At 60.5% G+C, this 14414-nt stretch carries 12 protein-coding genes and 1 pseudogene; 12 read left to right on the top strand and 1 reads right to left on the bottom strand.

The annotated features are described in order from the left end of the window. Positions 1-163: 163 nt before the first annotated feature. Positions 164-1450 carry an isochorismate synthase gene (locus AC1DA5_RS05490; protein ID WP_070725364.1) on the bottom strand — a complete coding sequence of 429 codons (1287 nt, stop codon included), beginning with the start codon at positions 1448-1450 and terminating at the stop codon, positions 164-166. Between the two features lie 156 nt (positions 1451-1606). Here AC1DA5_RS05490 and AC1DA5_RS05485 point away from each other — a divergent pair, with 156 nt between their 5' ends. The 12 genes and pseudogenes from AC1DA5_RS05485 to AC1DA5_RS05430 form a co-directional block, all read left to right on the top strand. Then, positions 1607-2257, top strand: coding sequence for a ubiquinone/menaquinone biosynthesis methyltransferase (locus AC1DA5_RS05485; protein WP_257590439.1), 651 nt, complete (start codon positions 1607-1609; stop codon positions 2255-2257). Positions 2258-2415: 158 nt separating this feature from the next. Then, positions 2416-3696 (top strand): geranylgeranyl reductase family protein, encoded by a 1281-nt coding sequence (locus tag AC1DA5_RS05480; protein ID WP_058237198.1) that lies wholly within the window; start codon positions 2416-2418, stop codon positions 3694-3696. Between the two features lie 73 nt (positions 3697-3769). Beyond that, entirely contained in the window at positions 3770-4129 is a 360-nt protein-coding gene (locus tag AC1DA5_RS05475) for an NADH-quinone oxidoreductase subunit A (protein ID WP_058237197.1), read from the top strand. 16 nt (positions 4130-4145) lie between these two features. Next, positions 4146-4700 (top strand): NADH-quinone oxidoreductase subunit B, encoded by a 555-nt coding sequence (locus AC1DA5_RS05470; protein ID WP_058237196.1) that lies wholly within the window; start codon positions 4146-4148, stop codon positions 4698-4700. A gap of 53 nt (positions 4701-4753) precedes the next feature. Then, a complete protein-coding gene (locus tag AC1DA5_RS05465) occupies positions 4754-5440 on the top strand; it encodes an NADH-quinone oxidoreductase subunit C (protein WP_070725414.1) in 687 nt (228 codons plus the stop codon). Then, the gene (locus tag AC1DA5_RS05460) at positions 5440-6795 is read left to right on the top strand and encodes an NADH-quinone oxidoreductase subunit D (RefSeq protein WP_092648797.1); all 1356 of its coding nucleotides are present in this window, start codon (positions 5440-5442) and stop codon (positions 6793-6795) included. The genes AC1DA5_RS05465 and AC1DA5_RS05460 overlap by 1 nt, the downstream gene beginning before the upstream one ends. Further along, positions 6792-7481 (top strand): NADH-quinone oxidoreductase subunit NuoE, encoded by a 690-nt coding sequence (gene nuoE, locus AC1DA5_RS05455; RefSeq protein WP_092648796.1) that lies wholly within the window; start codon positions 6792-6794, stop codon positions 7479-7481. Before AC1DA5_RS05460 ends, nuoE begins: the two co-directional genes overlap by 4 nt. After that, positions 7478-8779, top strand: a complete 1302-nt coding sequence (nuoF, locus tag AC1DA5_RS05450) for an NADH-quinone oxidoreductase subunit NuoF (protein WP_092648795.1) — start codon at positions 7478-7480, stop codon at positions 8777-8779. The genes nuoE and nuoF overlap by 4 nt, the downstream gene beginning before the upstream one ends. Beyond that, the gene (locus AC1DA5_RS05445; protein ID WP_480289488.1) at positions 8776-11370 is read left to right on the top strand and encodes an NADH-quinone oxidoreductase subunit G; all 2595 of its coding nucleotides are present in this window, start codon (positions 8776-8778) and stop codon (positions 11368-11370) included. Before nuoF ends, AC1DA5_RS05445 begins: the two co-directional genes overlap by 4 nt. After that, on the top strand, positions 11370-12710 hold the full coding sequence (nuoH, locus tag AC1DA5_RS05440) for an NADH-quinone oxidoreductase subunit NuoH (RefSeq protein WP_480289522.1): 1341 nt from the start codon (positions 11370-11372) through the stop codon (positions 12708-12710). Before AC1DA5_RS05445 ends, nuoH begins: the two co-directional genes overlap by 1 nt. Then, positions 12703-13395 carry an NADH-quinone oxidoreductase subunit NuoI gene (gene nuoI / locus AC1DA5_RS05435; RefSeq protein WP_058237191.1) on the top strand — a complete coding sequence of 231 codons (693 nt, stop codon included), beginning with the start codon at positions 12703-12705 and terminating at the stop codon, positions 13393-13395. Before nuoH ends, nuoI begins: the two co-directional genes overlap by 8 nt. A 20-nt stretch (positions 13396-13415) precedes the next feature. Further along, a pseudogene (locus AC1DA5_RS05430) lies at positions 13416-14309 on the top strand (NADH-quinone oxidoreductase subunit J); the annotation flags it as partial. Between the last annotated feature and the right edge of the window lie 105 nt (positions 14310-14414).

Genomic DNA, 14414 nt, shown 5'->3' with positions numbered 1-14414 from the left:
ATGTGCACGTGCGCCCGCCAGTTTGAGGGGTCGGTGCACGCCCGCACCGACGTGACCACGCCGCGCCGCCGAAGCGTCGTCACCGAGGCAACCACACCACGCCGCGCCGCACGGCCGCCGATACTTCCGTTAGGCGGATACCACCAGTACCCAATCGCGCAATCTACACGCCCAGCGCGTCCAGAACAGGGGACATCTTCGCGCGCGTTTCGGCCAGTTCCATCTCCGGCACGGAGTCAGGCATGATGCCCCCACCAGCGAAGACACGGATCTGTGTGCGCTCACGCGTGAACTGTCCGCATCGCAACGCAATGCCGAACTCACCGTCGCCATTCGCATCGACCCAGCCCACCGGGCCTGAATAGCGGCCGCGACGCGTCTGCTCGAAGGATTCCAGCAGATCGTACGCCAGTGTTGTCGGTGTGCCGCACACCGCTGCCGTGGGATGTAAAGCAGCCACCACGTCGAGGAGGGAGTGATCCGGCACAACAGCGTTGACTTCGGTTGCCAGGTGAATGACGTTTGGAAGTTCGATCACGCTAGGCTCGGGCGGGCACTCGACGGACGTGGCCATCGGTTCGAGGCGGCGGGTGACAGATTCAACGGCCAGCGCGTGTTCACGACGATTCTTATCTGACGACATCAACTCGTCAGCATTTCCGGGAGCTGCAGTGCCAGCCAGGACGCGCGAGTACACATGATCAGCTTCTTTAGACGCCAATATCTCCGGTGTGGCGCCCACTAAACCGGCAACGGCATATGTCCAGGTCGAAGGAAACTGCTCGTGCAACTGGGTGACCAGGTATCGCTCATCCATAGCGGTCGGACTGTCCACGACCATGTCGCGACTCATCACCACTTTCGATGCTGCTCCCGAGTTCAGGCGCCGGATCACGCGGCGCACCGCGCTGAGCCACTGGTTCTGCGTCATACGCCCGGCCTGTGTCATCAGTCCTTTCGGCGTAGTCAGCTGCGTACTGAGCGCTGCCTCGGCAAGAGCGGAGGCTGCCTGAATCGGATCAGCAGGATCCTGGTCGAGCGCCGTCGTGATCACGAAGCGCGCGCCATCGCGCTCGACGATTGCGGTGTGCGGAATGATCAGGACACCGCGCGTATTCCATGCAAAACCGAACGAGGCCAATGCAACCGGTCCACAAAGGCGTGAGCTCCCCTCGTCAATTGTCGAATCAGTATCGACGAGGGCGTCCTGGCACACGTTCGTCCACTCTGACGACGCCTGCCTGATGGCCTGTGTACCTGTCACAGTGATCGTGGCAGTGCGCCCATCGGCAACGATCGAACAGCGATCTCCCAACCACGTCAACGCGTCTGCAGGGCTGGGCAGCAGTGAGGCCAGCGGACGCGTCGCACAGAGGTGTGAAGGCGGTAGTGATGCAATAGAGACGTGGAGTTTGCCATTGAGAGATACGGAACCGAAAGTGCCAGACATGAGGCCATCGTATCCAGACCATGAAAAGATAGAGACATGAATGAAACGGCAGGTCTGAACTACGACGTCTATGACCAGGACGCTGACCTCAATGACGACAGCTCACCGGCGGGCGTGCGCGCGCAACTAGATAAGGATCCCGGCGAAGTTGCGGCAATGTTTAATTCCGTGGCACGTCGATACGACATGATGAATGCACTTGCCAGCGGTGGGATGGATCATGTGTGGCTGCGCGCATTGCGCACTGCAATCGATGGCAAGCCTGGGGAGGAAATCCTCGACCTTGCTGCCGGAACCGGTGCATCAGCTGCGGCGATCGCTGCCGGTGGCGCACGCGTGACGGCGTGCGACCTGTCAGAAGGAATGATTGCGATAGGCCGTGCGCGCCACCCGGAGATCTCATTTGTTCAGGGCGATGCCACCAACCTCCAATTCGAAGACGCGACATTCGACGCCGTGACCATGTCGTACGGGCTGCGCAATATCAGCGACCCGGAACGCGCCTTGCGTGAAATGGCACGCGTGACGAAACCGGGCGGGCGACTGGTGATCTGTGAATTCTCCCACCCGACTGACCCGATTTTCTCGCGCCTGTACCGCATCCACCAGATGGTGGTCATGCCGACGCTGGCACGCCTGGTTTCATCTGACGACGTGGCGTACGACTACCTGGTTGAGACGATCCAGAGCTGGCCCGACCAGATCACTGTGGGGCAGATGATCGCGCGGAGCGGATGGGAGAGCGTGGAGTACAGGAATCTGACAGGCGGCATCGTTGCGCTGCATCGTGCCCGACGTGCCCAATGAGACGCGCTTCACGATACCTGAAATAGGTAAAGGCCCCCTTTCTCAAATACATCAAAGAACCAGTCTTTTTTCGCGCCAAAATGACGAAATGTGCCCTTTGGGGCAATCGGAGTAGGGTGCTAGTCGAATGAGGCTTGACAACAAGTAGAGGAGACACTGTGTCTGACGGTGTGGCGAAGCATGATGATGCTGACGTCGTAATCGTCGGTGGCGGGCCGGCAGGTGCATCAACTGCCTACCACCTGGCAAGTGCCGGCATTGATGCCCTCGTACTTGAAAAAGCATCATTCCCGCGGGACAAGATATGCGGCGACGGGCTGACCCCTGCAGCCGTGTACGAACTCATTGTGATGGGCGTCGATACAAGCACGTGGACGCGTAACCGCGGATTGACGGTCATTGGTGGCGGGCATCGCCTGCAACTGGAATGGCCTGACCAAAAATCACTGCCCGGATACGGCATGACACGTCGCCGCACGGAACTCGACCAAGACCTCATTCAGCACGCATGCAATCGTGGTGCGCGCCTGGTCGAAAACTGTACGGTGACAGGACCGTTGACTGACTCAACTGGGCGCATCACTGGCGTGCGCGCGCGCATCGGGCAGGGTAAAGACGCTGAAGATGTCGAGTTCCACGCCAAACTTGTGGTGGATGCAGGCGGCGTGTCGGCGCGACTGGCCACCGCAATGGGACGTGAAAAGAATCCGCGCCGTCCCCTCGGAGTGGCGGCACGCACGTACTTCCGCTCACCTCGCTCAAATGAAGAATGGATGGAATCCCACCTCGAACTGTATGCAGGACAGCCCGGCAAATCCGAACCGCTGCCCGGTTACGGCTGGATCTTCCCGATGGGTGACGGCACCGTCAACGTCGGCTTGGGATCAGTCTCTTCAGATGCGAAGGCAACCAAACTGCCGTACCACAAAGTGCTGAAGCAATGGGTCGATTCCCTTCCCGACGAGTGGGGTTTCACGCCTGACAATCAGGTTGGCTCCCTGCGCAGCGCAGCGTTGCCGATGAGCTTTAACCGCACACCCCACTACGCGAACTCACTGGTGCTGGTGGGTGATGCTGGCGGAATGGTCTCACCCTTCAACGGCGAGGGAATCGCGCCGGCCCTGAAAGCGGGTCGTCTTGCTGCAATGGCGATGGCTCAGGGTCTTGCCCGCACGACGCTTGCCGGCATGGATAAGGCGATGGAAGAGTACCCTCATGCGATGAAACAGGAATATGGCGGGTACTATTCCATGGGACGAATCTTCGTGCGGCTGATCGAGAACCCGAAAGTGATGCACTTGTGTACACATACGGGGCTTGGAATCCCACGCTTGATGACACTTGTCCATAAACTGTTATCAGATGGTTTTGAACGTAGCGGCGGTCAATGGGACGACCGTCTGATTACTACCCTCACGAAGGTGGTGCCCAAGGTATGAGATCGACTCAGCAATCTCCGTGTTGCAGTTGTGCCATCGGGCTGACCGCCCTCGTCAATAACCGGGAGGAACAATGACCAATCCCTACGTGCCATTGCTGATTATGGCCGCAGCAGCCATCGTGCTGGCGCTGGGCGGCCTGGGTGCATCAGCGATCCTGGGACCCACACGCAAGAACAGCACCAAAGCTGACAACTACGAATGTGGCATTGATCCAGGCCCTCAGCACATTGAGGAAGGCCGTTTCCCGGTGCGCTACTACCTCGTCGCGATGACCTTCATCATCTTCGACATCGAGGTCGTCTTTATGTACCCGTGGGCCGTCAGCTTTAACCAGCTGGGCTTGTTCGGGCTTGTTGTCATGTTGACCTTTATCGCCCTGATCACGGTGCCCTACATTTACGAGTGGCGCCGCGGCGGGCTGGACTACTAGGAGCGAAGGAGGACTCATGGGTATTGAAGAAGCGTTACCTGCAGGCATTGCTCTGACCAGCATGGAAAAACTGCTGGGGCTGGGTCGTAAACACAGCCAGTGGCCTGTCACCATGGGCTTGGCGTGCTGCGCGATTGAAATGATGGCAGCCGGCACCCCTCGCTTTGACATGTCACGATTCGGACTGGAAGTGTTCCGCGCCTCGCCGCGTCACTCCGACCTCATGATCGTCTCGGGTCGTGTCTCCCACAAGATGGCACCGATCATCCGTCGCGTCTACGACTCGATGGCCGACCCCAAGTGGGTCATTTCGATGGGCGCCTGCGCCTCGTCCGGCGGCATGTTCAACAACTACGCCGTCATCCAGGGCTGCGATCACTTCCTGCCTGTGGATGTCTACCTGCCCGGATGCCCACCTCGCCCCGAAGCGCTGATCCACGCCGTCCTCACCCTGCGTGAGCAGATCGGCAAAGAGCCGCTTGGCGTCCACCGTCAGGAAATCGCACGCAAGGCCGAGCAGGCAGCACTTGCTGCTACACCGACCCACCAGATGAAGGGACTCCTGTCGTGAGCGAAACTGAATCAGTGACGCCTACCCCTGATGAGGTGCAGCCGCAGGGGCAGATGCAGGCGCTGGGATCCTTCCAGGCCCCCGACGTGGTGGCCCAACGCACCGGCATGTTCGGCGTTCACGACGCCGGAGACACCACCGGTTTCGGCGGGCTGCAGCAGGCCGCGACGTTCGCTGCCCCCAGCCAGCGGCCGTACGGATCGTGGTTTGACTCGGTCGTGGACATCCTCGAAGAACTGATTACCGAGGATGGCCTTGATGTCAACGACGTCATCGAAAAGGTCGTTGTCGAACACGATCAACTGACGATCTTCATTGCGCGCGAGCACATTCAGCGCGTGGCACGTCACCTGCGTGACGACCAGGACCTGCGCTTTGAACTGTGCATCGGCACCAACGGCGTGCACTACCCGGCCGACAGGGGCCGTGAACTCCACGCCATTTACCCGTTCATGTCGATCACCCATAACAGGATGCTGCGACTGGAAGTCACGTGCCCGGACGCAGATCCGCACATCCCCAGCATCGTCGACATCTACCCCGCGAACGACTGGCAGGAACGCGAGACGTGGGACCTGATGGGCATTATCTTTGATGGCCACCCCTCTTTGACGCGTACTGCGATGCCGGATGACTGGGTAGGACACCCGCAGCGCAAAGATTACCCACTGGGCGGCATTCCCGTGGAATACAAGGGAGCCACCGTTCCACCGGCCGACACACGGAGGTCGTACAACTGATGAACGCACAACGTGTCAATTTCCGGGCAACCCCCGGAACAGCCAACATCGATGTCGACGACATTCCCGAAGTCATGGCGCAGGGCGGTGACTGGGAAGACGTCCTCGCCGAAATCGAAAAGATCACGAACGAACGCATCGTGCTCAACATGGGTCCAGTGCACCCCTCGACGCACGGCGTGCTCCGCCTGGTCCTTGAACTGGACGGCGAACTCGTGCGCGAAACACGCGTTGACACCGGCTACCTGCACACCGGCATCGAAAAGAACATGGAATACCGCACGTGGACACAGGGCGTCACATTCTGCACCCGCATGGACTACGTCGCACCGTTCTTCCAGGAAGTCGGCTACTGCCTGGCGGTGGAAAAACTGCTGGGCATCACCGACCAGATTCCAGAGCGCGCCACGCTGATCCGCGTACTCATGATGGAGCTCAACCGTGCAGCCTCGCACATCGTGGCAATCGGAACCGGCGGCAACGAGCTGGGTGCCACCACGATGATGACCATCGGCTTCCGCGCACGTGAAGAAATCCTGCGAATTTTCGAACGCATCACCGGCCTGCGCATGAACCACGCGTACATCCGACCTGGCGGCGTCGCACAGGACCTGCCGGCAGGAACGGTGGACTTCATCCGTGAAAAGCTGCCGCGCATCCGCAGAGACGTGGGCGAACTGCAGGACCTCACCTTACAGAACCCGATCTTCAAAAAGCGTTTCGTTGGTACCGGCTACATGCCGCTGTCAGCTGTTATGGCGCTCGGTATGACCGGACCGGGCCTGAAAGCGGCCGGCATTCCGTTTGATCTGCGAAAGATGCAACCGTACTGCGGGTACGAAGATTTCGAATTCGACGTTCCCACCTATGATTCATCCGACGCCTACAACCGCACACTCGTTCGCTTCGACGAGATCTACCAGTCACTGCGCATCGTCGTGCAGGTGCTCCGACGCCTCGAGAAGTGCGAGGGCGGTCCGACCATGGTTGATGACCCCTCGATCGCGTGGCCGGCACGGCTGTCGGTTGCAACCGACGGACAGGGCAACTCGCTCGAACATATCCGCGAAATCATGGGCGAGTCGATGGAGTCGCTGATTCACCACTTCAAGCTGGTGACCGAGGGATTCTCTGTTCCCGCCGGTCAGGTATACCAGACCATCGAACATCCGAAGGGCCTGCTCGGGATCCACGTAGTCTCCGGCGGTGGCACGCGCCCCTACCGCGCGCACTTCCGTGACCCTTCATTCGCCAACCTGCAGTCATTGTCCATCATGACCGAGGGGGGCCAGCTGGCTGACGTGGTTGTCTGCCTGGCAACAATTGACCCTGTTTTGGGAGGTGTTGACCGATGAGCTACGCGCCAGAAGTTGAACAGCGTCTGCGTGAAGAAGCGGCGGTGGTTGTGGACCGGTATCCCACCGGACATTCACGCTCAGCACTGATTCCGCTGCTGCACCTCGTGCAATCCGTTGACGGATACATCACTGCTGACGGCATCGCGCTGTGCGCTGACATCCTCGACCTGACACGTGCGGAAGTGTCCGCTGTGGCGACGTTCTATACCCAGTACAAGCGCCATCCCACGGGAGACTACCTGGTGGGCGTGTGCACGAACGCGCTGTGCGCCGTGCTGGGCGGTGACGCAATCTGGGAGGCCGTCTCACAGCATGTGGGAGTTGGCACCGATGAGACCAGTGAATCCGGCAAGATTACGCTGGAACGCCTCGAATGCAACGCCGCGTGTGACTACGCGCCCGTCATGATGGTCAACTGGGAGTTCTTCGATAACCAGACACCGCAGTCAGCGATTCAGCTGATCGACGACATCGAGGCCGATAAGCCGATCCACCCGACGCGTGGTGCCGACACGGTCCACACGTTCAAAGAGGTCGAGCACGTACTTGCCGGTTTTCTTGATGGTCACGAACATGAGGGCCCTTCAGCGGGCGAGAACTCACTGCTGGGCCTGCGCATCGCAGAGCAGAACAACTGGAATGCTCCGGTGCGGACCGGTTCTGAACAGGAGGAGGACAAGTGAGCTCCTTAAGCGCACCATCAACCCTCACGCCGATCCTGACGCGCGGGTGGGATGCAGAGCGGTCATGGACGCTGCAGTCTTACCTGAGCCGTGGCGGATACGAAGGATTGAAAGCCGCCCGCGCCCTTGAACCGTCTGACATCGTCGAGAAGGTCAAGGCTGCCGGTCTGCGAGGCCGAGGCGGCGCAGGCTTCCCGACCGGACTCAAGTGGTCCTTCCTGCCTCCCGATGACGGCAAGCCGCGGTACCTCGTGGTCAACGCCGACGAATCAGAACCGGGAACCTGCAAGGACATCCCGCTGATCATGGCGAACCCGCACATTCTGGTTGAAGGCATGGCGATCACATGCCGCGCCATTAACTGCCACCACGCTTTCGTCTACCTGCGTGGCGAGGTCGTCCACGTCTACCGCCGCCTCCTGAATGCGATTCGCGAAGCTGAAGAGGCTGGCCTGCTGGAAGACCTGCGCATCATTGCTCACGCAGGTGCCGGTGCCTACATCTGCGGTGAAGAAACCGCACTGCTGGACTCCCTGGAAGGTCGTCGCGGACATCCGCGCCTGAAGCCCCCGTTCCCGGCAGCTGAAGGCCTGTACGCGCGCCCGACTGTTATTAACAATGCCGAATCCATTTCGCAGGTGCCAGGGATTTTCCGCAACGGAGATGACTGGTACGCCTCGATGGGCACGGAAAAATCCAAGGGCCACGGTATTTTCTCCGTCTCAGGCCACGTCAAGAACCCAGGCCAGTTTGAAGCACCATTCGGCATCACGATGCGCGAACTGATCGAAATGGCCGGAGGCATCCGCGAAGGCCACACCCTCAAGTTCTGGACACCAGGCGGATCATCCACCCCGCTGTTTACCGAAGCTGAACTTGATGTGTCCCTCGATTACGAATCCGTGGGACAGGCCGGATCGATGCTGGCAACGCGTGCACTGCAGGTGTTCGACGAGACCACATCGGTCGTGCGCGTCATTACCCGCTGGACCGAGTTCTATCAGCACGAATCGTGCGGCAAATGCACGCCGTGCCGTGAAGGAACGTACTGGCTCAAGCAGATCATGCTGCGCCTGGAACAGGGCAAAGGACTTCCCGGAGACGTCGATCTGCTCGAAGAGATCGCCGGGAACATCGCCGGTCGCAGCTTCTGCGCACTCGGTGACGCTGCAGCCACACCAATCAGGTCCGGCATCAGCAAGTTCCGAGAAGAATTCGAAGCCGGTTTGACGACGCCCGCACAGGAGCTGTTCCCGTACGAAGCGTCCGCTAACTTCACTAGAGGAGGTGCCCGATGAGCGACGCGCCAGAAATGGTCGATATTACGATCGATGACATCCAGATGTCCGTTCCCAAGGGAACGCTGGTCATTCGCGCTGCGGAACAGGCTGGAATTCGTATTCCACGATTCTGCGATCACCCACTGCTCGCACCTGCAGCTGCATGCCGCCAGTGCCTTGTCGAAGTCGGAATGCCTGACCGCAAGACCGGCGAGCTGCGCTTCATGCCCAAGCCGCAGCCCTCATGCGCACAGACAGTCAGCCCGGGAATGGTCGTCAAGACCCAGTTCACCTCCGAGATTGCCGACAAAGCACAGCGCGGCGTTATGGAGTTCCTGCTGATCAACCACCCGCTGGACTGCCCTATCTGCGACAAGGGCGGCGAATGTCCCCTGCAGAACCAGGCCATGACAGAAGGACGCGCAAAGTCACGATTCGCTGACGCCAAGCGCACCTTCCCCAAGCCTCTGAAGCTGACCAGCCACATCATGCTGGACCGTGACCGCTGCATCCTGTGCCAGCGCTGCGTGCGTTTCGGTAAGGAGATTGCAGGCGACGCGTTCATCGACCTGCAAGGTCGCGGCGGCGGTACCTCACCGACAGACGACCATTACTTCATGGGCGAACAGATCGGCTCCTTCGACACCCAGGTCATCGGGTTCCACGACGAAGGTGCCCACGACGCGGGAACTGTGCCGCTGTCTGGCCCATACGGCGAGGCTGGCGTCATTGGATCCATCAACGGGGGAGAGCTTCCACCATCAGGATACGACCAGTCGGGACGCGCATTCGCCTCGTACTTCTCCGGCAACGTTATTCAGATCTGCCCGGTCGGCGCGCTCACCGCGTCGTCCTACCGCTTCCGTGCACGCCCCTTCGACCTGGTTTCCACACCGTCGGTGTCAGAACACGACGCATCCGGATCAGCGATCCGTATCGACGTGCGTCGCGGCCAGGTCGTGCGCCGCATGGCCGGCAACGATCCGGACGTGAACGAAGAGTGGATCACCGATAAGGATCGCTTCGCCTTTGAATGGGATCGTGAATCCCGCCTGACCACACCGCTGGTTCGAGAAAACGGTCAGATGGTGCCGACCTCCTGGGCCGACGCGCTGCACCGCGTGGCTGAAGGACTGAAGGTGGCGCGTGACAAGGGAACAGTTGGCATGCTTCCTGGCGGCCGTCTGACCTTCGAGGATGCCTGGGCATGGTCCAAGTTTGCTCGCACTGTTGTGGGGACCGATTCCATCGATGCACGCGTTCGCGAAACCAGCGAGGAAGAACGCCAATTCCTCGCAGCACACGTAGCAGGAACAGGCCTGGGTGTGACGTATGCGGATCTGGAAAAGGCCGGGAGCGTCCTGCTGGTCGCACTCGAGCCCGAAGACGAATGCGGATCCATTTTCCTGCGCTTGCGTAAAGGCGTCCTGAAGGGAACCACTCACGTCACGACCATTGCGCCGATGACGACAAGTGGATCACTCAAGCTCAACGCACAGGTGGTGCACGCCGCACCCGGAACTGAAACCGAAGTTCTCGCGTCGCTCACCAGCGGAGCAGCGGCCGAAGGCACCGCCCTCGTCGAATCTCTGTCCGACGGCGGGATCATCCTGGTCGGAGAACGCGCAGCGCGCACCCCCGGGCTGCTGACTGCAACCGCCAAGCTCGCTCAGGCAACTGGAGCTCGACTCCAGTGGGTTCCACGCCGAAGCGGTGACCGCGCAGCGGTTGAAGCCGGACTTCTTCCCGGCCTGCTGCCATTTGGTCGCTCACTTGCCGATGCCGGTGCCCGCGAAAGCATGGGCTGGGATACGGCAGGCATGCCGACCACAACCGGCATGGACATTCAGGACATTCTGGACGGTGTGCGCACCGGCTCTGTCAGCGCCCTGATCGTGGGAGGTGTTGACCTGCGTGACCTGCCCGATCCGAAAGCGGCACGCAATGCGCTCGACGCAGTGGACTTCCTCGTGTCGATGGAAGTGCGCGCGTCCGATGTCACTGAGCTTGCTGACGTGGTGCTGCCCGTTGCCCCGCCACTGGAAAAGAACGGTACCTTCATCAACTGGGAAGGCCGACTGCGCCCCTTCGGCCAGGCGATCTCGTCACGCTCGCTGACTGATCGCGATGTGCTCGTGCGACTGGCGCGCGAATTTGATGTCGATCTGGGTGGAGCCACGCTGAAGGATCTGTATGACGAGGTCAACCCCGTGATGGACTGGTCCGGTGAACGCTGCGTCATGGATGTGGCTACCACAACCGCCCCGCCTGTCGAATCGGTGAGCGAGGGACAGGCTGTTCTGGCCACTCACAAACCGATGCTCGACGCCGGACGCCTTCAGGACGGCGCACCGCAGCTGGCTGGAACAGCGCGCCGCCCCGTTGCCTTCATCTCGCAGGCAACGCTGTCGGCTTTGGGAATGTCGCAAGGCGACACCCTGACTGTTAGCTCCGAACGCGGATCGCTCACGCTGCCGGTGGAGGTCACCGATCTGCCCGATCGTGTGGTCTGGCTGCCTGAGTGCTCCCAAGGATCACTTGTACATGAGTCACTGGGAACAGCCGGTTCCGTTGTGACGCTCTCACACGCAGTGGAGGTGACCCGATGATGACAACGCTTCCGCTGGCGATTCCCGACTACACAGTGGCGGACTTCTCCCAGGAAACGTGGTGGCTGACCCTCATCAAAGCGGTCTTCATCATCTTGTTCCTGATTTTCAACGTGTTGCTCGCCCTGTGGGTGGAACGACGCGGACTGGGACGCATGCAGACCAGGCCCGGCCCGAACGTTGCCGGCCCGTTCGGCCTGTTCCAGGCTTTCGCTGACGCGTTGAAACTGCTGTTCAAAGAGGACATGTGGACCAGGCGCTCCGATAAGTTCCTCTACTTCATGGCCCCGGCCATCGCAGCGTTCTGCGCATTCAGCGTGTTCGCGGTGATCCCGCTTGGCCCGAACGTCAGCATGTTCGGCCACTCAACGCCACTGCAGCTGGCCGACATGCCGGTTGCTGCGCTGTATATCCTGGCGATCACCTCGCTGGGCCTGTACGGCATCGTCCTCGGTGGCTGGTCGACGCGTTCGACGCTGCCGCTGTACGGCGCCGTGCGTTCATCCGCGCAGGTGATCTCCTATGAACTGTCGATGGGCCTGGCCCTGGTCTCCGTGTTCATTATGTCGGGATCAATGTCCACCTCCCAGATCGTTGCCGCACAGACTCCGTTCTGGTGGGCAGTGACGCTGGCACCCGCCTTCGTTATCTACTGCATCTCGGCAGTCGGCGAGGTCAACCGTCTGCCTTTTGACCTGCCCGAAGCTGAAGGCGAACTTGTCGCCGGACACATGACGGAGTACTCCTCCATGAAATTCGGCTGGTACTACCTGTCCGAATACGTCAACATGCTGAACGTGTCAGCCGTGGCAACCACCATGTTCTTTGGCGGATGGCACGCACCGTGGCCGTTGTCGCACGTGCCCGTCATCAACGACGGATGGTTCGGAATCGTGTGGTTCTTCCTGAAGATGTGGTTCTTCATGTTCCTGATGATCTGGACGCGAGGCACGCTGCTGCGTATCCGATACGACCAGTTCATGCAGTTTGGCTGGAAGCGTCTCATCCCGGTTGCCCTGGCATGGGTCGTTGCCGTAGCAGTGCTGCGTGGAGTGACCGCCTGGGTTGACACCTCAATGCCGGTGATCCTTGGCGTGATCCTCGCGATCTTCGTCATCGCCCTTGCAGTCATGTGGTTCCTGGATTCCGGTGAGGGCGAAACCACCGGCGAGGGAGACGACGTGACCGAAACGTTCGATCCGTTAGCCGACGGATTCCCTGTCCCGCCCAAGCCCGGCCAGCAGCTGCCGCCGTCACCGCGAGCCGGCAGAGCCCAGCCAGTTGGGGTTGCAGCCAACACGACTGTCGCGACTGATGCTCAGGAGGAAACCGATGAGTAAGTCAGACAAGCATCTTCCGCCATTGGGACCCGATGAGGAGCTGCTCTACGAGCACGATCATCGCGGCCCGGTCAGTGAGTTCTTTGCCCCCGTGGCAGGGTATGGCGTGACGATCACGTCATTCTTCCGCCCCACTGTCACCGAACAGTACCCCTTCGAGGGGCCGTTCGTGCAGCCGCGTTTCCACGGGCGCCACCAGCTCAACCGTTACGCCGACGGCCTGGAAAAGTGCATCGGCTGCGAGCTGTGCGCGTGGGCCTGCCCGGCCGACGCCATCCTCGTCGAAGCCCACTCAAACACGCCTGACGCACAGTACTCGCCAGGGGAACGTTACGGCGCGGTCTACCAGATCAACTACCTGCGTTGCATCTTCTGCGGATTCTGCATCGAAGCTTGCCCCACGCGTGCGCTCACCATGGGACACAACTTCGAACTGTCGGAGTACCGCCGCGAAGCGGAAATCTACGAAAAGCACCAGCTCCTTGTTCCCCTTGCCGACGGCATGCTGGCACCACCACACCCGATGGTCGAAGGCATGTCCGACGACGACTACTACAAGGGTGAGGTGACTGGACCGACGCAACGCCAGATCGACTGGGTACGCGAGCGTCGACCCGAAGATTCTTCACTGCAGTCCGCTCAGCAGGCGGTTGCACAACCAGTTGAACAGGAGGCTGCGCGGTGACAGAAACAGCATGGCCACTGATGGGCAGCACAGGCGAGGCGATCCTTTTCAGTTGCGTCGCCGTCGTCATGGTGCTGGGCGCCCTCGGTGTGCTCTTCTTCAAGAAAGCTGCGTACTCCGCGATCTGTATGGTCGCGGTGATGATTGGACTGGCAGTATTGTTCATCGCTCTGGGAGCACCGTTCTTGGGTGCTGTCCAAGTCGTCGTCTACACCGGCGCCATCATGATGCTGTTCTTGTTCGTCATCATGATGATCGGCCTGGGAGCCACCGACGGATACCAATTCCAGTCACGCGGTGCAATCACTGCCGCATGCATCGGCGGGCTCGGCATGATCGCCATTTTTGCCGGTATCGGCGCGAAAACAGTGTTGTCCGCGAGCAAAGCCTCGAGCGTTGACCCGTACTCCAATGAGCCGGTCACCTCGCTGGCATCCTCACTGTTCGCAGACCACTGGATGTCAATGGAACTAGCGGGCACTCTGCTCATCACTGCCGCGATCGGCGCGATGCTGCTGACTCACACGGACCGCCTGGGACCCTCGTTCAATCAGCGCACTACGGCTGAAGCCAAGATGAAGGCCTTCAAGGAAAGCGGCCGTCACATTGGACAGCTTCCGGCGCCTGGCGTGTTCGCTCATTCGAACGCAACGGACGTTCCGGCAATCGGCGGCGACACACTCGCCCCGGTGGAAGATTCCGTGCCGCGTGTCTTCCGCGTGCGAGGATTGGGCCGTTCACTGAACCAGGTTGCCCCTGACATTGCAGAGTCTTTGCAGCTGACGCGCGCCGGGTTGCTGGACGATTCACCATTCAAGGCAGGAAAAAACGTGTCGGTTCCTCGATCCGGAGCCTGGGGCATGCCGGGGCCTTCCGCGCCCACCGGCCTCAACCAGCCTGAAGCGTCCGCGGCTGACCGCAACGCGCAGGCCGAGACCTCGGCCAACGAAGCTGATCCGAAGGGCATGGGCGAGGTGCAGACCGCACCGGATGCCGGACAAGCCAATACTGATCATGTA

Source organism: Pauljensenia sp. C0254C2, assembly GCF_056583835.1.
The sequence above is the reverse complement of the archived record's forward strand: the minus strand, read 5'-3'. Positions and strand labels throughout refer to the sequence as shown.

What these genes read in the sequence shown, in the direction of transcription:
- AC1DA5_RS05490 (WP_070725364.1), bottom strand. Translation starts at nt 1,450, where the DNA reads ATGTCTGGCACTTTCGGTTCCGTATCTCTCAATGGCAAACTCCACGTC.
- AC1DA5_RS05485 (WP_257590439.1), top strand. Translation starts at nt 1,607, where the DNA reads ATGTTTAATTCCGTGGCACGTCGATACGACATGATGAATGCACTTGCC.
- AC1DA5_RS05475 (WP_058237197.1), top strand. Translation starts at nt 3,770, where the DNA reads ATGACCAATCCCTACGTGCCATTGCTGATTATGGCCGCAGCAGCCATC.
- AC1DA5_RS05470 (WP_058237196.1), top strand. Translation starts at nt 4,146, where the DNA reads ATGGGTATTGAAGAAGCGTTACCTGCAGGCATTGCTCTGACCAGCATG.
- AC1DA5_RS05465 (WP_070725414.1), top strand. Translation starts at nt 4,754, where the DNA reads ATGCAGGCGCTGGGATCCTTCCAGGCCCCCGACGTGGTGGCCCAACGC.
- AC1DA5_RS05460 (WP_092648797.1), top strand. Translation starts at nt 5,440, where the DNA reads ATGAACGCACAACGTGTCAATTTCCGGGCAACCCCCGGAACAGCCAAC.
- nuoE (WP_092648796.1), top strand. Translation starts at nt 6,792, where the DNA reads ATGAGCTACGCGCCAGAAGTTGAACAGCGTCTGCGTGAAGAAGCGGCG.
- AC1DA5_RS05445 (WP_480289488.1), top strand. Translation starts at nt 8,776, where the DNA reads ATGAGCGACGCGCCAGAAATGGTCGATATTACGATCGATGACATCCAG.
- nuoH (WP_480289522.1), top strand. Translation starts at nt 11,370, where the DNA reads ATGACAACGCTTCCGCTGGCGATTCCCGACTACACAGTGGCGGACTTC.
- nuoI (WP_058237191.1), top strand. Translation starts at nt 12,703, where the DNA reads ATGAGTAAGTCAGACAAGCATCTTCCGCCATTGGGACCCGATGAGGAG.